The 20,729-nt window shown below is 71.0% G+C and carries 17 protein-coding genes; 7 read left to right on the top strand and 10 right to left on the bottom strand.

All coding sequences use genetic code 11. The features are described from left to right. Positions 1-55: 55 nt before the first annotated feature. Together KCH87_RS24710 and KCH87_RS24705 are read right to left on the bottom strand one after the other, a co-directional pair. Positions 56-1,696, bottom strand: a complete 1,641-nt coding sequence (locus KCH87_RS24710; protein WP_210588426.1) for an ABC-F family ATP-binding cassette domain-containing protein — start codon at positions 1,694-1,696, stop codon at positions 56-58. 48 nt (positions 1,697-1,744) lie between these two features. Next, positions 1,745-2,770, bottom strand: a complete 1,026-nt coding sequence (locus tag KCH87_RS24705) for an oxidoreductase (RefSeq protein WP_210588425.1) — start codon at positions 2,768-2,770, stop codon at positions 1,745-1,747. A gap of 66 nt (positions 2,771-2,836) precedes the next feature. Here KCH87_RS24705 and KCH87_RS24700 point away from each other — a divergent pair, with 66 nt between their 5' ends. Beyond that, a complete protein-coding gene (locus KCH87_RS24700) occupies positions 2,837-3,781 on the top strand; it encodes an FAD-dependent oxidoreductase (RefSeq protein WP_210588424.1) in 945 nt (314 codons plus the stop codon). 77 nt (positions 3,782-3,858) lie between these two features. On the opposite strand, the gene KCH87_RS24695 is transcribed toward KCH87_RS24700, so the two are convergent. From KCH87_RS24695 to KCH87_RS24685, 3 genes are all read right to left on the bottom strand, one after another. Further along, positions 3,859-5,577: a BCCT family transporter gene (locus KCH87_RS24695; protein WP_210588423.1), complete on the bottom strand. Its 1,719-nt coding sequence runs from the start codon at positions 5,575-5,577 to the stop codon at positions 3,859-3,861. An 83-nt stretch (positions 5,578-5,660) separates the two neighbouring features. Then, entirely contained in the window at positions 5,661-6,926 is a 1,266-nt protein-coding gene (locus KCH87_RS24690; RefSeq protein ID WP_210588422.1) for a M14 family metallocarboxypeptidase, read from the bottom strand. Further along, positions 6,923-8,899 carry a Xaa-Pro dipeptidyl-peptidase gene (locus tag KCH87_RS24685; protein WP_210588421.1) on the bottom strand — a complete coding sequence of 659 codons (1,977 nt, stop codon included), beginning with the start codon at positions 8,897-8,899 and terminating at the stop codon, positions 6,923-6,925. Before KCH87_RS24685 ends, KCH87_RS24690 begins: the two co-directional genes overlap by 4 nt. A gap of 189 nt (positions 8,900-9,088) precedes the next feature. Between KCH87_RS24685 and KCH87_RS24680 the strand changes: the two genes are divergently transcribed. Beyond that, on the top strand, positions 9,089-10,618 hold the full coding sequence (locus KCH87_RS24680; RefSeq protein WP_210588420.1) for a M1 family metallopeptidase: 1,530 nt from the start codon (positions 9,089-9,091) through the stop codon (positions 10,616-10,618). An 86-nt stretch (positions 10,619-10,704) separates the two neighbouring features. Continuing rightward, positions 10,705-11,586, top strand: coding sequence for an arginase family protein (locus KCH87_RS24675; protein ID WP_210588419.1), 882 nt, complete (start codon positions 10,705-10,707; stop codon positions 11,584-11,586). Here the strand turns inward: KCH87_RS24675 and KCH87_RS24670 are convergent. Both KCH87_RS24670 and KCH87_RS24665 read right to left on the bottom strand, forming a co-directional pair. Continuing rightward, positions 11,546-12,034 (bottom strand): hypothetical protein, encoded by a 489-nt coding sequence (locus KCH87_RS24670; protein ID WP_210588418.1) that lies wholly within the window; start codon positions 12,032-12,034, stop codon positions 11,546-11,548. The two genes, KCH87_RS24675 and KCH87_RS24670, sit on opposite strands and share 41 nt — an antisense overlap. A gap of 120 nt (positions 12,035-12,154) precedes the next feature. Next, positions 12,155-13,591, bottom strand: coding sequence for an amino acid permease (locus KCH87_RS24665; RefSeq protein ID WP_210588417.1), 1,437 nt, complete (start codon positions 13,589-13,591; stop codon positions 12,155-12,157). Positions 13,592-13,813: 222 nt separating this feature from the next. Here KCH87_RS24665 and KCH87_RS24660 point away from each other — a divergent pair, with 222 nt between their 5' ends. Then, positions 13,814-14,539: a MerR family transcriptional regulator gene (locus KCH87_RS24660; RefSeq protein WP_210588416.1), complete on the top strand. Its 726-nt coding sequence runs from the start codon at positions 13,814-13,816 to the stop codon at positions 14,537-14,539. Here KCH87_RS24660 and KCH87_RS24655 read toward each other — a convergent pair. Next, positions 14,516-15,241 (bottom strand): SDR family NAD(P)-dependent oxidoreductase, encoded by a 726-nt coding sequence (locus KCH87_RS24655; protein ID WP_210588415.1) that lies wholly within the window; start codon positions 15,239-15,241, stop codon positions 14,516-14,518. The two genes, KCH87_RS24660 and KCH87_RS24655, sit on opposite strands and share 24 nt — an antisense overlap. A 160-nt stretch (positions 15,242-15,401) precedes the next feature. Between KCH87_RS24655 and KCH87_RS24650 the strand changes: the two genes are divergently transcribed. Genes KCH87_RS24650 through KCH87_RS24640 form a run of 3 tightly spaced genes read left to right on the top strand, consistent with a single transcriptional unit; the run spans position 15,402 to position 18,991 of the window. Beyond that, the gene (locus KCH87_RS24650) at positions 15,402-16,430 is read left to right on the top strand and encodes an ABC transporter permease (RefSeq protein ID WP_210588414.1); all 1,029 of its coding nucleotides are present in this window, start codon (positions 15,402-15,404) and stop codon (positions 16,428-16,430) included. Between the two features lie 31 nt (positions 16,431-16,461). Then, entirely contained in the window at positions 16,462-17,529 is a 1,068-nt protein-coding gene (locus KCH87_RS24645; RefSeq protein ID WP_210588413.1) for a sugar ABC transporter substrate-binding protein, read from the top strand. A gap of 1 nt (position 17,530) precedes the next feature. Further along, on the top strand, positions 17,531-18,991 hold the full coding sequence (locus KCH87_RS24640) for a sugar ABC transporter ATP-binding protein (protein ID WP_210588412.1): 1,461 nt from the start codon (positions 17,531-17,533) through the stop codon (positions 18,989-18,991). An 8-nt stretch (positions 18,992-18,999) separates the two neighbouring features. On the opposite strand, the gene KCH87_RS24635 is transcribed toward KCH87_RS24640, so the two are convergent. Together KCH87_RS24635 and KCH87_RS24630 are read right to left on the bottom strand one after the other, a co-directional pair. Continuing rightward, positions 19,000-19,740 (bottom strand): IclR family transcriptional regulator, encoded by a 741-nt coding sequence (locus KCH87_RS24635; protein ID WP_210588411.1) that lies wholly within the window; start codon positions 19,738-19,740, stop codon positions 19,000-19,002. Between the two features lie 62 nt (positions 19,741-19,802). After that, positions 19,803-20,729, bottom strand: a 927-nt coding sequence (locus KCH87_RS24630) for a thiamine pyrophosphate-dependent enzyme (protein WP_247196756.1), incomplete at its 5' end; no start/stop codon positions are given.

Raw genomic sequence — 20,729 nt, 5'->3', positions numbered from 1 at the left:
CGCGACCAGCCCCCACCGGCCCGCAGGTGAACAACCCGCGCAACCAGCGGAGCGCTCAGCGTTCGGTCACCTTGCCGTTCGCCACCTCCAGGCGGCGGGTCACGTGGACCGCGTCCAGCATGCGGCGGTCGTGGGTGACGAGGAGGAGCGTGCCCTCGTACGCGTCGAGGGCGGATTCCAGTTGCTCGATGGCCGGGAGGTCGAGATGGTTGGTCGGCTCGTCGAGGACCAGCAGGTTGACGCCTCGGCCCTGGAGCAGGGCCAGGGCGGCGCGGGTGCGCTCGCCCGGGGAGAGCGTCGCAGCCGGGCGTAGGACGTGGTCCGCCTTCAGGCCGAACTTGGCGAGCAGTGTGCGGACTTCCATGGGCTCCGTGTCGGGGACGGCCGCGGAGAAGGCGTCCAGCAGGGACTCCGGGCCGTGGAACAGCTTGCGGGCCTGGTCGACCTCGCCGATCAGGACGCCCGAGCCGAGGGACGCCTGGCCCGCGTCCACGGGCACCCGGCCGAGCAGCGCGCCGAGCAGGGTCGACTTGCCCGCGCCGTTCGCGCCCGTCACGGCCACCCGGTCCGCCCAGTCGATCTGAAGGGACACCGGGCCGAGGACGAAGTCACCGCGCCGGACCTCGGCGTCCCGCAGGGTGGCGACCACGGCGCCGGAGCGCGGGGCCGTGGCGATCTCCATCCGCAGTTCCCACTCCTTGCGCGGCTCGTCGACGACGTCGAGGCGTTCGATCATGCGCTGGGTCTGGCGGGCCTTCGCGGCCTGCTTCTCGCTGGCCTCGCTGCGGAACTTACGGCCGATCTTGTCGTTGTCGTTGGCCGCCTTGCGGCGCGCGTTCTTCACGCCCTTGTCCATCCAGCCCCGCTGCATCTGCGCCCGGTCCTGGAGGGCCGCCTTCTTGTCGGCGTACTCCTCGTAGTCGTCGCGGGCGTGCCGACGGGCCGTCTCGCGCTCCTCCAGGTAGGCCTCGTAGCCGCCGCCGTACAGATTGATCTGCCCCTGTGCGAGGTCGAGTTCGAGGACCTTGGTGGTGGTGCGGGCGAGGAACTCGCGGTCGTGGCTGACGACGACCGTGCCGGCGCGCAGGCCGCTCACAAAGCGTTCGAGGCGTTCCAGGCCGTCCAGGTCGAGGTCGTTGGTCGGCTCGTCGAGCAGGAAGACGTCGTAGCGGGACAACAGCAGGGAGGCCAGGCCCGCGCGGGCGGCCTGGCCGCCGGACAGGGACGTCATCGCCTGGTCGAGATCCACCGCCAGGCCCAGTGAGTCGGCGACCTCCTCCGCCCGTTCGTCCAGGTCGGCGCCGCCGAGGTCGAGCCAGCGCTCCAGGCTCGTCGCGTACGCGTCGTCGGCGCCCGGCGCGCCTTCGACCAGCGCCTCGGTGGCTTCGTCCATCGTCCGCTGGGCCTCGGCCACGCCGGTGCGGCGGGCCAGGAACTCCCGTACGGTCTCGCCCGGCCGGCGCTCCGGCTCCTGCGGGAGGTGACCGACGGACGCCGAGGGCGGGGAGAGGCGCAGCTCGCCCTCCTCCGGCGCGCTGAGCCCGGCGAGCATCCGCAGCAGCGTGGACTTGCCCGCGCCGTTGGCCCCGACGAGTCCGATCACATCGCCGGGCGCGACGACGAGGTCGAGCCCGGTGAACAGCGAGCGGTCGCCGTGGCCGGCGGCGAGGTTCTTGGCGACGAGGGTGGCAGTCATCAGACCGCCGATCCTAACGGCCCTGCGACACCGGTCGCGCCTCCCTTCTCAGTGGGCCATCGCCTCCACCAGCACGCTTCCCGACGTCCGCGCCACCACGAAGGACTCCCCCTTCACCGCCTTCGCGTCCAGGGCGATGCGATGCCGGCCGGGCTCCAGGATCCCGTCGAAGACCTCGTGGGCGTGGGTGCGGTACAGGCGGTCCAGGCGGTACGCCGTGAGCTGGACCCGGCAGGGCGAGGTGACCTCGACGCCCGCCTCGCCGTCGGCGGCGACCAGCCGGGTCAGTCGGCGCCGGTCCGCGGGGCTGCGGTCCAGGGCGTGTTCGATCTGGGCGACGAGGAGCGGGACGATCGGGGCGAGTCCCTCGACGTAGGCGACGTCGACACCGGCGCGTTCGAAGGTGCCGCGTACGGCGGCACGTTCCTCCTCGGTGACCGCACGGCCGAAGGCTACGGCGCCGTAGCCGCGCAGCTCGTCGGCGGGGACGCCGGCCGCGTCGCGGGTGATGTCGGCGCCGATGCCGATGGTGCGCAGTGCGGCGGCGAGCTTGGCCAGCAGGGCGACGCGGGCACCGATGAGCAGAACGCGGCGGCGGGCGGGGGCCGTCTCCTCTCCGTCGAGCAGGGAGGCCAGGGCGGCCCGGTACTCGGCGCCGGCGAAGCGGAACGGCCCTATGCCGTGGTAGCCGTTGAGCTCCAGGTCGGCGTCCTCCTCGGTCTGCCAGGCGAAGTCCCGCCAGATGAAATCCTCCCCTTCCTGCTCGATGACCGCGGTGACCGCACCGCACCCCAGGTCCTCGCATTCGGGACAGCCGTAGATGACGTACCGGCCTCCGGGCAGCGGTGCGTCGGTCTCCAGCAGCAGGCTGCGGACCTGGGCGGTGAAGATCGCGGGTGGGACGTCGGAGGCCAGTGGGGAGACGGCGTCGAGGTCGGAGAGCTGGAACAGCAGCGGACGGTCGTCGACGATGAAGTCCACGAAATCCCGGTGCACTTGGTAGTCACCGTTGGCGAGGACTCCACCGGCACGCATCGCCGGTGCCAGGCCGAAGGTCGCGTACTCGGCAGACATGCTGTGAGTATCCCCAGAGAGACCGCTCTCTGAGCACGGCATGACACATTCCGCTACCGTCCCCGCGTGGACAGTGAACCGGACGACGAGGTCATCGTGGTCGGCGGCGGGGTCATCGGGCTGACCACGGCCGTCGTCCTCGCCGAGCGCGGCCGCCGGGTACGGGTGTGGACACGGGATCCTGTGGAGCGGACCACCTCGGCGGTTGCGGGCGCGCTGTGGTGGCCGTACCGGATCAAGCCGGTCGCGCTGGCGCGCAGCTGGGCGCTGCGCTCGCTCGACGTGTACGAGGAGCTGGCAGCCCGGCCCGAGTCGACCGGCGTACGCATGGTCGAAGGGGTACTGGGTGAGGCGGATCTGGACGATGCCTGGGCGGCCGACCGGCTGCCGGGGCTGCGCCCGGCGACCGACCGGGAGTACCGGGGCACGGGGTTGTGGGCGCGGCTGCCGCTCATCGACATGGCGGTCCATCTGCGGTGGCTGCGTGAGCGGTTCCTCGCTGCGGGTGGAGCGGTCGAGGTCCGTACGGTGTCCGGGTTCGCGGAGGTCGACGCGCCCGTGGTGGTCAACTGCACCGGGCTGGGCGCGCGGGAGCTCGTACCGGATGCGTCCGTACGCCCTGTGCGCGGGCAGCTGGTCGTCGTGGAGAACCCCGGGATCCGGACCTGGCTCGTTTCCACCGACGCCGCCGGGGCGATGGCGTACTTCTTTCCGCAGCCCGGCAGGTTGCTGCTGGGCGGCACGGCGGACGAGGACGACTTCTCGACCGAGCCGGATCCGGCGGTGGCGGCGGCGATCGTACGGCGGTGTGCGGCGCTGCGGCCGGAGATCGCCGGGGCGCGGGTGCTGGACCACCGGGTGGGGCTTCGGCCGACGCGGAACGCGGTCCGGCTGGAGCGTGAACTGCTGCCGGACGGGCGGCTGTTGGTGCACAACTACGGCCACGGCGGCGCGGGAGTCACGGTGTCGTGGGGGTGCGCGAGCGAGGCGGCGCGGCTGGCGACGGGCTGAGTGCCCGTCGCCGGCCGCATACGGTCCGCAGTTCGCAACCGGCCCGCGCCCTCCCACGGCGCGCGCCGGGCGGAGCGTCAGTCCTGACCGATCGGGTCCCCCTCCCGCTCCGTCCCCGCTCCGGGCCCGATCCGGATCTCGAACTCCCCGTCGTACTGCTTGTGCCCCTCGACGACGGCGAGCTCGACCACCTCGGAGGCCATCTCCTCCCGCACGATGATCGGGTCGTGGCGCAGATCGCGCATGAGGGCGACGCACATCCCGATCATCACCAGCAGGAAGGGCGCCGCGGCGAGGATCGTGAGGTTCTGAAGGCCGGTGAGAGCGTCGCCCTCACTGCCCACGAGCAGCATGATCGCGGCGACGGCCCCGGTGACGATGCCCCAGAACACGACCACGAACCGGCCGGGTTCCAGCGCGCCCTTCTGCGAGAGCGTCCCCATCACGATGGACGCGGCGTCGGCGCCCGACACGAAGAAGATGCCGACCAGGATCATCACGAGCAGGCTGGTGACGGTGGCGATGGGGTAGTCGCGCAGGACGGCGAAGAGCTGGCCCTCCGGCGTGGTCTCCTCGCCGAGCCGGTCGCCCTCCTGGAGCTTCATCGCCGTACCGCCGAAGACCGCGAACCAGACCAGGCTGACCGTGCTGGGCACGAGGATCACGCCGCCGATGAACTGACGGATGGTGCGGCCGCGGCTGATACGGGCGATGAACATGCCGACGAAGGGCGTCCAGGAGATCCACCACGCCCAGTAGAAGACGGTCCAGCCGCTCAGCCAGTCGGCGACGCCCGCGCCGCCGGATGCCTCGGTGCGGCCCGCGAGCTGGGGAAGGTCGCCGAGGAAGGCGAAGACCGAGGTGGGCAGCAGGTCCAGGATCAGGATGGTCGGGCCCGCGACGAACACGAACACGGCGAGCAGCAGCGCCAGCACCATGTTGGTGTTGGACAGCCACTGGATGCCCTTCTCGATGCCGGACACGGCCGAGGCCACGAAGGCGAGGGTCAGGACGGCGATGATGGCGACGAGGAGTCCGTCGCTGACCTCGTCCATCCAGTCCAGCTCCTGGAAGCCGGAGCCGATCTGCAGCGCGCCGAGGCCGAGCGAGGCCGCGGAGCCGAAGATGGTCGCGACGATCGCGAGGATGTCGATGACCCGGCCGCCGGCGCCGTTCGCGTGCTTCTCTCCGATGAGCGGGGTGAAGACCGCGCTGACCGTCTGGCGACGGCCCTTGCGGAACGTGCTGTACGCGATGGCGAGGCCGACGACCGCGTAGATCGCCCATGGGTGCAGGGTCCAGTGGAACAGCGTCGTCGCCATCGCCGTCTCCATGCGTTCCCCCGAGTTCTGGGGGTCCGTGCCCGGCGGGGGCGTGGTGTAGTGCGAGAGCGGCTCGCTGACGCCGTAGAACATCAGGCCGATGCCCATGCCCGCGCTGAACATCATCGCGACCCAGGACACCGTGCGGAACTCGGGCTTCTCCCCCTCGGTGCCGAGGTGGATCCGGCCAAAGCGGCTGACGGCGAGCCAGAGGGCGAAGACCACGAAGCAGGAGGCGGCCAGCATGAAGGCCCATCCGCCGTTGTGCATCAGCCCGTCGAGCATCGTGCCGGAGGCGTCTTTGAGCGAGTCGGTGGCGGTGGCGCCCCAGACCACGAAGGCCAGGGTGAGCGCCGCCGTCACGCCGAAGACGATCCGGTCGGTCTGCGGCTGCCCCCTGCCGGCGAGACCCGCTTCCGAGCCCGGAAGCGAGCCTCCACCGTGGTCGGGCGGGGAATGCTTGTCATGCGTCACGGGCGGGACCTTTCAGCCAAGTTGTTTACGCGCACTTACCCGATCCGTAAGGAGCTACCACACGTGACACGGATCTGATCCGATCAGCAGTCGGTGTCGGCCTCCCCGACGGTCAGGTGGTACGGCGCTCGCCCGTCCAGCAGCAGGGGCACGAGGGCGCGCAGCGACTGGCGCAGCGGTACCAGGGTGCCGTCCGCGTCATGGCGTGCGAGGACGCCGTGCAGGGCCAGTTCGTCCTTGACGTCCGCGTACTGATCCGCCGTGAGCCGGTAGCCGCAGGGCGGGTCCTGGATCACCTCGGCCGGTTCGGGCGGGTCGTTGTCGGCGCCCCCGATGTAGACGGGGCCGGCGTCGGCGTACCCCGCGAGACGCGCCGTGGCCGTCGCGGCCTCGACCTGCGCCCGGCGCTCGGACGTGAACCCGAACAGGCCTTTCAGGGCGGCGAGTTGGGAGTTGACCCGGCGCCGGTTGTTGAGTGACTCGTCCGCCTTCTCGGCATCGGTGAGAGCGTCGACCCGGCTTTCGATGAGCAGGCCGACCGCGTGCTTGATGCCGGACATGTTCCGCAGGATGCGTTCCTGTCCGTCGCCGGCGACCTGCTGGATCGGGTCACCGGTGACGGGGTCGGTCCAGATGCCGTACGTGCCCGTCGTGTACCCGGCGCCCTGTGCGGCAGGGCGTACGTACGCCTGGGAGAGGGTCTCGCCCTCGTCGTGGACGGCGGAGGCGGTGTTGAGGTTGCGGGGCCAGAGGTCGAAGAGGTCCTTGTCGTAGTACGGCGGTGTGGCGCCGTACTCGTGCAAGTCGTAGACGACGTCGGGGCGTTGGTCCCGGATGAGGGCGGCCATGGTGCGCCCCTCGGCGGTCCCCAGGGCGATGTGGTCGCGGTTGATGTCGACGCCGTCGCTGTTGCCGCGGGTGTCGGCGGCCCGGCCGTCGGGGTTGGCGGTGGGCACGACGAGCACGGTGGTGCGGTCCAGGAAGCGCCGGGTCTCACGGTCCGTCGTGAAGGCGAGGTCGCGGACGGTGGTCAGACAGGCCTCGCGGCCGGACGGTTCGTCGCCGTGCTGGCTACAGATGAGCAGCACCTTGCTGGGCGCGTTGTGCGCGCCGATGCGGACGAGTTGGAGGGGGCGGCCCTGCTTCGTCGTGCCGATGCGGGCCAGGGAGACCCGGTCGCCCGCCTCGTCCACGGCGGCCAGGAAGTCCTGCTCCTCCGGCTGGGTGGTCCAGCGAGCGCCGTCCGACTGCTCGAAGCCGGTGCGCGGCAGGGTGTCCGCCGCCTGCGCCGGGACGGTGACCAGGGATGCGGCAAGGGCCGCCGCGGTGACGGTCAGTGCGCGGATCACCGGCTGCCTCCCGGGATGCGCTGGACGGTGCGCGGCGCCTCTACGCCGTTCAGGGTGGTGGCCTCAGGGGTGGCGACGCCGGCGCCCGAGGTGGCACGGGCGAAGGCCGCTGCGCCGCCGACCAGCGGGACGCGGGCCGAGGTGCGGGACAGGTCGAGGGTCAGCGTCGGCTTGGTCGACGGCGGGTCGATCAGGTCCTTGTCGGTGCCCGCGACGATCAGCGCCAGCCGGTGTCCGGCCGGGACCACATGGTCGGTCGCGCCCAGGTCCAGGGTGATGGTGTACGGCTTGCCCGGAGTGAGCGGGACGCCCGTCTCGTCGGAGGCGTGATTGCCGAGGTCGGCCCAGCCGCGGCTGACGATCGTGTGGTCGACGTCCGCCGTCTTCGCCTGCGTCCCCTTGAAGCAGGGGCTGTCGCCGGTGGTGCTCGCGCCCCAGCAGGTGCGGTCGGTGAGGGTGGTGATGCCCTCGCCGCTCGTCGCGTAGTCGCGGATGGTGTCGGGGCCGAGGTCCACGAGGACGGCGGAGAGATGGGCCGTCGAGGTGGTCGGGGTCGCGGTGACGGTCACCTCGGACGGGCCGGACAGGCGCAGGTCGCGGGTGAGCGGCCCGGTGGCGAAGCCCGCCTTGTCGGGTGTCGAGGTGTCGATCTGCGCGGCCCAGTCGGTCTCGCTGAGCTGGGGGTTGTCGGTGAAGGTCTCGGTGCCGGCCGCCTTGCTCAGGCCGAGGGTGCCGACACCGGGCCGGTCGCCCGAGTCGGGGCGCAGAGTGGTGGTCCGGGTGCCGCTGGGCGGCCAGGTCTCCGAGGTGACCCACTGGTCGGGGTGGCGTTCGATGTCGGCCATGGGCTCGTCGTCGATGCCGTTGTCGTAGCCGAGGAGTTCATGGTCGAACCAGCGGTGCAGGGTGTCGACCCAGTCGGCGCGGCGGAAGTCGAAGGGGTCGACATGGCCGGTCTGGGAGAGCCAGATCTTGCGCTCGACGCCGTTCTTCGCGAGGGCGTCCCACCAGGGACCGACGTGCTGCATACGGACGTTGAGGTCCTGCATGCCGTGGATCAGGAAGACGCTGGCCTTCACCTTCGAGGCGTCCTTGATGTAGTCACGCTCGGTCCACAGCGGCGTCCAGTCGCCGGTGCGCGGGGCCTGGTCGACGAGCTTCTGCTGGACGGCGGCGCACTTGGCGCGGGCGTCGGGGCTGTTGACGTAGTCGGACAGCCAGTCGGGGCCGGAGTCGTAGAGCGGGGCGCCCTTGGAGAAGTAGTAGTCGTACCAGGTGGAGATGGCGCTGATCGGGACGATGGTCTCCAGGCCCTCGACGCCGGTGGCGGCGACTCCGTTGGCGATCGTGCCGTCCCAGCTCTTGCCGATCATGCCGGTCTTGCCGTTGGTCCAGGTGGCCTTGGCCCGGGCGGTGCCGGTGCGGGAGGTGTAGGCCTTGCCGCGGCCGTTCAGCCAGTCGACGACCGCCTTGGCGGACTGGATGTCGGAGCGGCCGCCGACGTCGACACAGCCGTCGGAGCGGTTGGTGCCGGCGAGGTCGACGCCGACGAAGGCGTATCCGCGCGGCACGAAGTAGTTGTCGTAGTAGAGCGGCATCTGGACGACGTTGCCGCTCGCGTCGTATGTCTTCTTCTGGCTCTCGTTGCCGCGTCCGCAGCAGGAGTAGTAAGGGCTGGCGTCCATGATGACCGGGATCTTCCGGCCCTGCTGGGCGGGTTCGCGCGGGCGGACGATGTCGACGGCGACGCGGTCCGTCTTTCCGTCGCTGTCGCCGTCGAGTCCGGTGTCCACCCATACGGCCTCGCGGACTGCGTTCTCGTACGAATACACCGGCGTGCTCTCGCGCGGGGCGCTGTGGGCCGCGGCCGGGGTGAGGAGGGCAGCCGTCAGGGCGGCGACGGCGGCCGCCGCGAGCGCTGCCTGTCGGGGCGCGAGCGGTCTCCAGGTCGTGAAGCGCATGCGTATCGGCATGCGCGGACGGTACATCGGTCAACTCCTGTGCAGAAGAGGGCGATCCGACACGGACGAGGTGCTTGAGCCATTCGGCCCCATGACGGCCGAATGGCGATCGTGTGACAGCTGCGACCATGGACATGCTGACGTGCACAGGTAATGAATAGGCTCCGAACAGACTTCGGTCCCCTACGACTTGGAGCTTTCGTGCACCGCAGACTCATCGCGCCGGGCTCGCTCGCCGCGGCGTCCCTGCTGCTGGCGATCCCGGCATCGGCCGCGAGCGTCTCCCCCGGCACCCCGGGCATCGGCGACCCCTACTACCCGGCCTACGGCAACGGCGGATACGACGTCTCCCACTACGACCTGCGGCTGACGTACCAGCCGGCCACGGACGGGCTGTCGGGCACGGCGACCCTGCTGGCCCGGACCACGCAGGACCTGTCCCGGTTCAACCTGGACTTCCTGCTGGACGTCAGCGAGGTGCGGGTGAACGGCGCCAAGGCGTCGTTCGCGACGTCCGGCGAGCACGAGCTGGAGATCACGCCGAAGAAGCCCCTCCCCAAGGGCACCCCGGTCACGGTCGTCGTGCGGTACAGCGGAGTGCCGTCGTCGAAGCAGGCGTACGGCTTCACCAGCTGGCACCGCACGCCGGACGGCGGAGTGGGCGCGAACGAGCCCGAGGCGGCCTGGTGGTGGTTCCCGAGCAACGACCACCCGCTCGACAAGGCCACCTACGACGTGTCGGTGGCCGTGCCCGACGGTAGCCAGGCCATTTCGAACGGCACGCTCCAGTCGACGAGTTCACGGGCAGGCTGGACCCGCTACAACTGGCGCTCCGACAAGCCGCAGGCGACCTACCTCGCCACGCTCGCCGTCGGGAAGTTCGACGTCACGACGGGGACGACCGAGAGCGGTATTCCGGTCATCAACGCCTACAGCAAGGATCTGGGCGCCAACGCCGGCGCGGCGCGCGCGAGCGTCGAGCGGACCGGGGAGATCGCCGACTGGCTGACGGAGTACTTCGGACCGTATCCGTACAACGCGCTCGGCGGGTACGTGCCGAACACCGACACCGGGTACGCGCTGGAGACGCAGACCCGGCCCTTCTACAGCCCGCGGCAGTTCGCGAACGGGTCGAACACCTCCGTGGTCGTCCACGAGCTGGCCCACCAGTGGTACGGCGACCTGGTGTCCGTGGCCGGCTGGAAGGACATCTGGATCAACGAGGGCTTCGCCCGGTACGCGCAGTGGCTGTGGTCCGAGCACGAGGACGAGGGCACGGCGCAGGAGATCGCCGACTATGTGTACGCGTCGCATCCGGCCGACGATCCGTTCTGGACCGTGAAGCCGGGCGACCCGGGGCCGGAGAACCAGTTCCACCTCGCGGTGTACGACCGGGGCGCGCTGGCGCTCCAGGCGCTGCGCAACGAGATCGGGGACGAGGCGTTCTTCGCCGTCCTCAAGGGCTGGCCGCAGAAGTACGCGTACGGCAACGCGTCGGTCGCCGACATCCGGGCTTACGCCGAACAGGTGTCGGGCAAGCCACTGGCCGCGCTCTTCGACACCTGGCTGTACCAACCGTCCAAGCCGAGCACACCCGCGGCACGGTCCGCGTCCATTGCGAAGGCCTCGACGGCTGTGGTGCGGCCGAAGTCGTGGAAGAAGATCGCCGCGACGAACGACGTGCATCAGCACCGTGACGCGGCACAGGACGCCCCGCGACACGGGCACTGACGCGCTCGGCGCCCTCCCGCGGTTTACGGTGGGCCCACGCGCCGGACGCGTGGACCGGCCGGCGCCGCCTGACGAGGGAGTCATCAGTGCGGGACGTCGCGATCATCGAGGCACCGTCCGTGCTGGGGCTGCGGCCGACCGGCGTCGAGGAGCTGCCCGGGGCACTGCTCGACGCCGGTCTGGCCGACGGCCTCGGTGCGGTGCGGGCGGGCAGGGTCGAACCGGGCCCCTACGACCCCGAGCGGGATCCGGGGAGCGGGGTCCTCAATCCGGCGGGGATCGCCGACTACTCCGTACGGCTGGCCGACGTGGTGGGCGGTGTCCTCGACGGCGGCCGGTTCCCGGTGGTGCTGGGCGGCGACTGCAGCGTGCTGCTCGGCAATCTGCTGGCGCTGCGCCGCCGGGGACGGCACGGGCTGCTGTTCCTGGACGGTCACACCGACTTCTACCAGCCGGAGGCGGAACCGGTCGGTGAGGTGGCCTCCATGGAGCTGGCCCTGGCCACCGGGCGCGGGCCCGCCGTCCTGGCCGATCTGGAGGGGCGCGGGCCGCTGGTGCGGGACGCGGACGCCGTCGCCCTCGGTTTCCGGGACCAGGCGGAGGCCTCGGTGTTCGGGATGCAGCCACTGCCGGACGAACTGCACGCCATGGATCTCGACGCGGTGCGGGAGCTGGGCGCGGCCGAGGCGGCACGGCGTGCGGTGGATCTCCTCGCAGGCGGTGGGTCCGCCGGGTACTGGGTGCATCTCGACGTCGATGTGCTGGCGGACGCGGTCATGCCCGCCGTGGACTACCGGCTCGCGGGCGGGCTGTCCTGGGAGGAGCTGGAGACGGTGCTCGGCCTTGCCCTCGCCGGCCCGGCGGTGGGCCTCGACGTCGCGATCTTCAACCCACGCCTCGATCCCGACGGGACCATCGCGGCGCGGCTCACCGAGTGTCTGCTGCGGGCGTTCGCGTCCCGGGACTGACCGGCTCGCCCAGCACTCGGCTCGCCAGCTCCGCGGCCAACTCCGGGATGTGCGTGCGGAGTTCGGCCTCCGCGGTGGCTCGGTCCGCCTCGATGCGGGTGGTGGCGCGGGCGAGGAGTGCGTCCCGTTCGCGCATGCCGTCGGCGCGGGCCTCGGCGATGAGCGCCGCGCCGTGCGCCTCCGCTTGCTGGCGGGTGCGTGCGGCGTCGTGGCGGGCCTTGGCGAGCAGGGCCCGCGCCTCGTTGCGCTTCTCCTCCGCGAGGGCGCGGACCTGTTCGGCGTGCTTGGCGACTCCGTCCGTTGCCTGTTCACGTGCCTCGATGGTGCGGCGGGCGCGGCGGAGCAGCGGGACGATGCAGAGGTAGCAGACCGCGAACAGCACCAGTCCGACCGCCAGCTCCTGAACCTGGGGGTTCAATGGGCCGATTTCCACGGGAATGAGGTCCATGACGCTCCCTTACCCACCGAGTGTGTCGCCGTAGGCCCTCCGGCAGTGGGTATCTGCGGGTTGAGTGTGGCTGGTCGCGCAGTTCCCCGCGCCCCTATGGGGCGCGGGCCTGACCGTATGTTATTTACTCGCCGCTCGGCGGCGGATCGCGTACCAGCCTGCGACCAGCATCGCTGCGATCAGCGGGATGAGCAGGAGGGTCTTGCGGCCCACCTCGGGGTCGTTCCACATCAGGGCGAGGACGGCGAGGAGGAAGGCGATCGTGGTGATCTCGGTGACCGGGCTGCCGGGCAGGCGGAAGGAGGGCCGGGCAAGCAGGCCCGCCCTGGCGCGGCGGACGAAGGCCAGGTGGCAGATCATGATGATCACCCAGGTGCTGATGATGCCGAGGGAGGCGACGTTCAGCACGATCTCGAAGGCCTGGCTCGGCATGAGGTAGTTCAGGCCGACGCCGAGGACGCACACGGCGCAGGTCAGGAGGATGCCGCCGTACGGGACCTGGCTGCGGTTCATACGGGCCGTGAACTTCGGGGCCGAGCCCGCCATCGCCATGGAGCGCAGGATGCGGCCCGTCGAGTACAGGCCGGAGTTCAGCGAGGACATCGCCGCCGTCAGGACCACCAGGTTCATCACGTCGCCCGCCGCGGGGACGCCGATCTTCGACAGGACCGTGACGAAGGGGCTCTCGTCGGCGGAGTACACCGAGCCGGGGAGGAGAAGAGCCAGGAGGACGACCGAGCCAACGTAGAACAGGCCCACCCGCCACATGATCGAGTTCACCGCGCGCGGGACGACCTTCTCCGGCTCGGCGGTCTCGCCCGCGGCGACGCCGACCAGCTCCAGGGCGGCGTACGCGAAGATCACGCCCTGCATGACGAGGACGACGGGCATCATGCCGTGCGGGAGGACGCCGCCGTTGTCCGTGATCACGGAGAGGCCGGGCGTCTGGCCGCCCACCTCGTGCCGCGTGGCCAGCAGGAAGATGCCGATGAACATGAAGCCGACGAGCGTGGCGACCTTGATGATCGCGAACCAGAACTCCATCTCGCCGAAGATCTTCACCGAGATCAGGTTCACCGCCAGGACCACCGCCAGGGCGATCAGGGCGAGCACCCACTGCGGGATGTCGGTGAAGAGGCTCCAGTAGTGGGTGTAGAGCGCGATCGCGGTGATGTCGGCGATACCGGTCGTCGACCAGTTCAGGAAGTACATCCAGCCGGCGACGTACGCACCCTTCTCGCCGAGGAACTCGCGCGCGTACGACACGAAGGAACCGGAGGAGGGGCGGTACAGGACCAGCTCGCCGAGGGCGCGGACCACGAAGAAGGCGAAGACGCCGCAGACGAGGTAGGCGATCGCGAGGGCGGGGCCCGCGTTGTGCAGACGGCCGCCGGCGCCCAGGAAGAGTCCGGTGCCGATCGCGCCGCCGATGGCGATCATGTTGACGTGGCGGGCCTTGAGGTCCTTGCTGTAGCCGGCGTCGCCCGCGTCCGCGGGCGTCCGGGTCGCCTCGGGATGGAAGGCGACCTGTGCCGTGTCCACGGCGTCCTTGCTCACAGGTGGTACCACTCTCTGGTGCGCCCGGGCGGGGGTGAGCCCGGGGTCCTGACAAAGGTGTGGCCCGTAACCGCCTTGACGCGGTACGGACCAAGGCAGCACCTTCCCACGGTGATCGCGCCTCATGCGGTGGCTCATGTCACAGAGCGTTGGTTCTCACATGGTCATCAGAGGCACTCCCGGAGGTTTCACAGTGTTGGTGAGACAGCGATACTGCTGCACATGACGACCGAACCCATCGACACGGGGGAGCCGACCCTCACGATCGACGAGCTGGCCGCGCGGGCGGGCGTCACGGTCCGCACGGTCCGGTTCTACGGCACCAAGGGTCTGCTGCCGCCGCCGGTGATCGGTCCGCGCCGGGTCGGTCATTACCAGCAGGAGCATCTCGCGCGCCTGGCGCTGATCGAGGAACTCCAGAGACAGGGCATGACCCTCGCCGCGATCGAACGCTATCTGCGGCAGCTGCCACCGGACCTGAGCGCCCACGACCTCGCCATCCACCGTGCCGTGGTGGCGTCCTGGGCCCCGGAGGCGCTGGAGACGGTCACTCGCGAGGAGCTTCAGGGGCACGCGGGGCGGACGCTGAGCGATCAGGACGTGGAGCGGCTCGTGGCGATGGACATCGTCACGCGTGAGGACGGCTCGTTCCGCGTCGACTCCGGTCTGCTGCGGCTCGGCGTCGAGCTGCTCGACGTACCGCTGTCCCAGGAGACGATCATGGCGGCCCGCACGACGCTGATCGAGCATTCGCGCGCGGCGGCGCACGAGTTGTCGCGGCTGCTGCGCGACGCCGTGGCGGAGCGTGCCGCCGAGGATGTGAAGTCGCTGTCGGCGCACATGCATCCGCTGGTGGTGCAGGCCCTGCTGACGACCTTTCAGCGCTCCCTCAGGGAGGAGCTGCGCGAGTGGCTCGACGGGATCTCAGAGGTAGGTGGATCCGCCTGACACGTTCAGCGTCTGGCCGGTGAGGAAGCCGCTGCCCTCGTCCACCACGTACAGCAGCGTCGACACCAGGTCGGTGGGCTGCTGGGTGTGCGGTACGGCCTGCCCGGCACGGATGTGCTCGAAGCCGCCGTCCGCGCCGACCGTCCGCTCGGCCGTGGCGGTGCGGACCATGCCGGGCGCGATCGCGTTCACCGTGATGTCGTACGGCCCCAGCGCTGATGCCAACGCGCGCGTGAAGCCGATCAGGCCCATCTTCGAGGCGACGTACGGGACCATGGTCGGCGGCGCGGAGAGCACGGCCTCCGAGGCGATGTTGACGATCCGCCCCCAGCCCGCGGCCTTCAGGTACGGCAGCGCGGCCCGCGTCACCAGGAACGGCGCCTCCAGGTTGACGCGCATGATCCGGCGCCACTCCTCGACCGTGGTGTCCTCGAAGGGTTTCTGCGGATAGACGCCGGCGTTGTTGACCACGACGTGCAGCGTGCCGAACCGGTCGATGACGCGCTCCAGCCCCTCCTCGATGGTGCTCTCGTCGGTGACGTCGCCGATCAGCTCCACATAGTCCAGGACCTTTGCGGCGGTCACCGGCTGTGGGACGAGATCCAGGCCCGCGACGCGGTAACCGCGACCCGCGAGCGCGACGGCGAACTCCTGACCGAGGCCCTGTGCCGCTCCGGTCACCAGGGCGGTACGCGTCTCCATGGGGCGAAGTGTGATGACGCGTCAGTGACTCGGCAAGGGCGCATTTCACTCGCTGAAACGTCTTGGTTGCCGCTCGCCTCCGGGAGGCCGACGCTGCGGGGCGACCCTCGGACATGGCTGGGGGTCACCCCCAGCACCAGCCGTACGGGAGCCGTGCCCGATGACCGAGACCGAGCGTGCCGTGGACGACGCCGAGCGCGCCCGCGAACAGGGCGGCGGTGCGCGCAGATGGCGGCCGGTGCCGCGCCGGCTGGTCCGGGACGAGCTCGGTGTGCTGCTCGTGCTGGGGCTGCTCGTCGCCGGGATCGGGATTCCGTATCCGGACTTCCTCGACACCGGCAACCTGCTCTCGACGGCCCACAACTCGGTCTACATCTCGCTGATGGCGTGCGGGATGGTCTTCGCGCTGGCCATGCGCGAGGTGGACCTGTCGGTCGGCGGCACCTACGCCATGTGCCTGGTCATCGGGGCGCTGCTGGTGCGCGAGGGCCTGGATCCCTGGCTGGCGGTGCCCCTGGTGCTGCTCACCGGGATCGCGCTCGGTGTGTTCAACGCGCTGGTCACGACGCTGCTCGGGCTGCCGTCGTTCATCGTGACGCTGGGCACGCTGATGCTCTTCAGGGGCGTCGGGCTCGCGCTCGCCGACGGCAAGCAGATCACCGACCTGCCGCTGGACCACTCGTTCTTCACCTTCGCCGGCGGCGATCCGGGCGGCGTGCCGTTCGCGCTGTGGGTGCTGGTGGCGGTCGTCGTGATCCTCGCCGTGGTGCTCACCCGCACCCGCTTCGGGGCCCGGGTGCGGGCGATCGGCTCCAATCCCGACGCCGCCGCGTTCAGCGGCATCCCGGTCGTCCGCACCCGTATCCAGGCCCTGGCGCTGTCGGGGCTCACGACGGCCTGCGCGGCCGCGCTCGCGCTCGCCTTCTACGGCGCCGGCGATCCGACCCTGGGCCAGGGCTACGAGTTGCAGGCCATCGCCGCCTGCATCATCGGCGGCACCCCGCTGGCCGGCGGGCGCGGCTCGGTCGTGGGTGCCGTGGCCGGGGCGATGATCCTGTCCGTCGTCGCCGCCGGGCTCGTGTTCTTCGAAGTGCCCATCAACTGGACGTCGTTCGCGACCGGCGGGGTCATCCTCGTCGCGGTCGCGGCCGACAGCGCGTTGCGCCGCACGGGACGGCGGCGCACATGAGCACGAGCACGCAGAATTCTTGGAGGCCGTGATGCACCCCCGATTCCGTACGGTGTCCGCCGCACTCGGCGCCCTGGCCCTGCTGGCCTCCTTCGGCTGCGGCGAGAGCGGCTCCGGCAGCAGCAAGAGCGGCGAGCTGAACATGGGCATCGCGGTGGCCAACATCTCGCTCAACTTCGCCCATGAGATGGTGCTCGGCGCGGAGAGCGCCGCGAGCCACGCCGGCGACGTCGACTTCAAGGCGGTCGGCCCGCCGAACACCGACGGGCCCGCCGAGGTCCAGCTCTTCCAGAACCTCACCACCCGCGCCAAGGACGGCATCGTCCTGGAGAACCTCGACCCGCCGATCTTCACCCGCCCCGCCGCCCGCGCCGTCGACCAGGGCATCCCGGTCGTCGCCCTGGACACCGCGCCCACCGACGGCAGCAAGGTCGGCTTCTACGTGGGCAACGACAACTACGCCCTCGGCGAGCTGATGGCGAAGGAGGCGCTCGAGCGGCTGGGCGACGACCCGAGGGGCGAGGTCGCCATCGGGGTGCCCAACCCCGGGACGCCGGTGCTGGACAACCGTGCCCAGGGCATCGCCGACACGTTCAAGAAGGAGGCGCCGAACGTCGAGATCGTCGGCCCCTTCCAGACGTACAGCGATCCGGGGCAGAACTACAGCTCCTGGTCGTCGCAGGTCAACGCACACCCCGACGCGATCGCCTTCCTGGGGGTGGGCGACGCCGACAGCTACAACCTCGCCAAGATCAAGAAGTCGAAGAAGGGCAGCTGGCTGACGGCCGGCTTCGACGTCGACCCCAAGACCCTCGACGCGGTCAAGGACGGCTCGAACTTCGTGACCATCGACCCGCAGCACTTCCTCAAGGGCTACCTCTCCACGGCGATGCTGATCGAGTCGGTGCGCGAGAACGACGGGAAGCTGCCCGAGGGTTGGTTCCTGTCCCCCGGCGGGGTGGTCGACTCGTCCAACATCGACGAGATCATCACCCGGCAGAAGTCGGCCGAGGCGGCCCACGACTGGTACAAGCCGACGATCGACAAGCTCCTCGGCGACCAGGAGGCCAGTCTCAAGCCCCTGAAGGACGCGCGCTGAGATGACGTACGGCGATGTCCTGGTGGCACAGGGACTGGTCAAGTCGTACGGCGGCGTACGGGCGCTGGACGGGGCCGGGATCAGGCTGCGGGGCGGTGAGGTGCACGCGCTGGTCGGGGAGAACGGCGCCGGCAAGTCGACGCTCGTGCGGATCCTGTCGCGGGTGCTGGCCCCGGACGAAGGCGCGGTACGGCTGGCGTCCGGCACGCGGATCGCCGTCGTCTCCCAGGAGTTGAGCCTGTTCCCGGACCTCACCGTGCGGGAGAACCTCTTCCCGCGCCACGCGCCGCGCCGCTTCGGCCTGCTCGACCGGGGCGCCATGGACCGGGCCGCGCTGCCCGTCCTCGCCGAGTTGGGCCTGGACCTGGACCCCGCCACCCTGCTGGGTGAACTCCCCCTTGCGGACCAGCAGTTGACGGAGATCGCACGGGCGTTGCTGCGCCGGCCCGGGCTGCTGATCCTCGACGAGCCGACGTCCGCGCTCCCGGCCGCCGCCGTCGACCGCCTCGAACAGGTACTGCGCACGCTCACCGGACGGGGCATCGCCGTCCTGTACGTCACCCACTTCCTGGAGGAGGTGATGCGCTTCGCGCAGCGCGTGACGGTACTGCGGGACGGGCGGGTCGCACTGGCCGGGGAGGACCGGGACGCGGTGGACGTACCGGAGCTGGTCACGGCGATGCTGGGCGGACGCCCCGAGAAGCCCGTACGCCGGACGCGGACCGTGGTCGATCTGCCGCCGCCGGTGGTGCTGTCCGGCGTGAGCGTCCCCGGGCAGCTGGCGGACGTGACCTTCACGGTGCGGGCCGGCGAGGTGGTCGGGGTCGCCGGGCTGCAAGGGGCGGGTCATCTCAGCGCGTTGGAGGTGGTGTGCGGGCGTACGGCCGTCTCCGCGGGGCGGGTGGACATCGGGGGACGCGGGCTGCCGCACTCGCTGCGGGCCGCCGTGCGGGCGGGGGTGGCCTTCGTGCCGAGCGACCGCAAGCGGTTCGGGCTGATGGTGGACCGGACCGTGTGGGAGAACACCACGGCGGTCAGCTGGCTGGCGCTGGGGCGCGGAGGGGTCGCCCCGGCGCGGGCCGGACTGGTCCGGCGTACGGTCGAGTTGACGGAGCGGTTGCGGCTGCGGGGTGGGCCGTACGACGTGGTGGGCCGGCTCTCCGGAGGCAATCAGCAGAAGGTCGTCTTCGCGAAATGGCTCGCCACCGACCCGTCGATCGTGGTCCTCGACGATCCGACCCGGGGTGTCGACGTCGGCGTGCGGGCCGAAATGCACCGGATCGTCGGCGAGTTGGCGGCGGGCGGCGCGGCCGTGCTGATCGCCTCCACCGACCTCGCCGAGCTGACGGAGGTGTGTGATCGGGTCCTGGTGTTCGTGCGCGGGCGGATCACCGGTGAGGTGGGTGGAGCGCGGCTGACGGAGCGTGCGCTGGCGGTGGCGATGCAGCAGACGAAAGCCTGAGTGCCTCGTCAAGCCGACAGCTTCCGCGTGAGTGCCCTCGCCGCCTCGCACACCCTCGCGCCGACGCGGTCCATGTCGAGGCGGCGGGTGACGCCGGTGACGGAGATCGCGGCGACCGGGCAGGAGTCGCGGCCGCGGGCGTAGACCGGGGCGGCGACGGCCGAGACGCCGATCTCGGCCTCCTCCAGGTTGACGCCGTAACCCCGAGCCCGGGTCAGGGCCAGGTCCCGGGCGAGCTGACCGGGCAGGACCAGGGTGCGCGGGGTGAGGCGGGGCAGGCCGACGCGCGGCGGGCGCGGGTCCAGGGCGAGGAACACCTTGCCGGTGGCCGTGCAGTGGGCGGGCAGCCGGCCTCCGGTACGGGAGACGATCGGGGTCGCGCGGCGGCTGGTGACCTTCTCCAGGAAGAGGGTGTCGGTGCCGTCGGGAACGGCGAGGTGGACGTTCTCGTGGGTCGCCTCGTGCAGGTCGCCGAGGTACGGCAGCGCGGTGTCCCGCAGTTCGCGCACGGACGGCGCGGACTGGCCCAGCTCGAACAGGCCCAGGCCGATGCGGTAGCTGCCGTCGCGCGTGCGTTCCACCAGGCCGAGCCGGACCAGTTCGCCGATCAGACGGTACGCGGTGGGTTTGGGCAGGCCGGTGCGGAGTGCCAGCTCGGCGAGGCTCAGGGCGGCGTCGGAGTCGCCGCAGGCGCGCAGCAGTGCGGCCCCGCGTGCGAGGACCGACTTCGGGAGCGCGCCGTCCGTCATGGGGTGATGGTCGTGGTCAGGGGGGCGGGTGACAAGGTGTCGGAGGCCGTGAGAAAGATTCCTCAACGGCCGGACGGGCTCTGCTCCTGGAGGCGTACGTCCACCAGTCGCGGCCCCCTCAACTCCCCCGCCCCCGCCACCAGTTCCCGCAAATGGTCCGCACTCCGGGCCCGCACCGCCTCCACCCCGAAGAAGTCCGCCGCCCGCACGAAGTCCAGCTGCCCCAGCTCCGTACCGGGGCAGACTCCCTTTCCGCCCATCGCCGTGTATGTCTCCTGAACGGTGCGATAGGCCCCGTTGCTCATCACCACGAACAGGACCGGGGCCTGCTGTCGCGCCGCGCTCCACAGGCCCTGGAGGCCGAACAGGGCGGAGCCGTCGCCGAGGACGGCGACGACGGGCCGGTCGGGTTCGGCGAGGGCGCGGCCGACGGCGGCGCCGATGCCCCAGCCGAGGCCGCCGCCGACGGTGTGGGTGTAGCTGCCGGTGCGGTCCAGTCGTACGAGACGGCGCAGGAGCAGGCCCACGGTGATGGCCTCTTCGACGACCGCGGCATCGGGCGGCAGGCCGCGGGCGACGGCGTGGGCGGCGGCCCAGGGGGCGAGGGGGGACGCGGAGTAGGCGGCGTGGGCGGCGGATTCGGTGCTGTCGCGTTCGGCGGTGTGGCGCTCGCCGGCACGGAGGATGCGGCCCTTGGCGGTGTGCGCGGGGATGAGTTCCCGCAGTAGTTCGGCGAGTTGGTGGAGGGACGGGCCGAGTGCGCCCACCAGGCCGGCGTCCGCAGGGAAGTTGCGGCCTATCTCGTCCGGGTCCGTGTCGAGGTGGACGACGGTGAGGGCGGGCGGCAGGGCGGGGCCGGGACTGTAGGAGTGGGGCGTGAAGGCGTGCGCGCCGGCGATCAGGACGACGTCGTAGGCGTCGAGGGTGGCGCGGATGGCGTCGTGGCGGGGCGGCAGTGCACCGGCGTACAGGGGGTGGGTGGTGGGGAA

Source organism: Streptomyces sp. GESEQ-35 (assembly GCF_017948485.1).
Taxonomy (GTDB): Bacteria; Actinomycetota; Actinomycetes; order Streptomycetales; family Streptomycetaceae; genus Streptomyces.
This window is presented reverse-complemented; position numbering and strand designations above follow the sequence as displayed.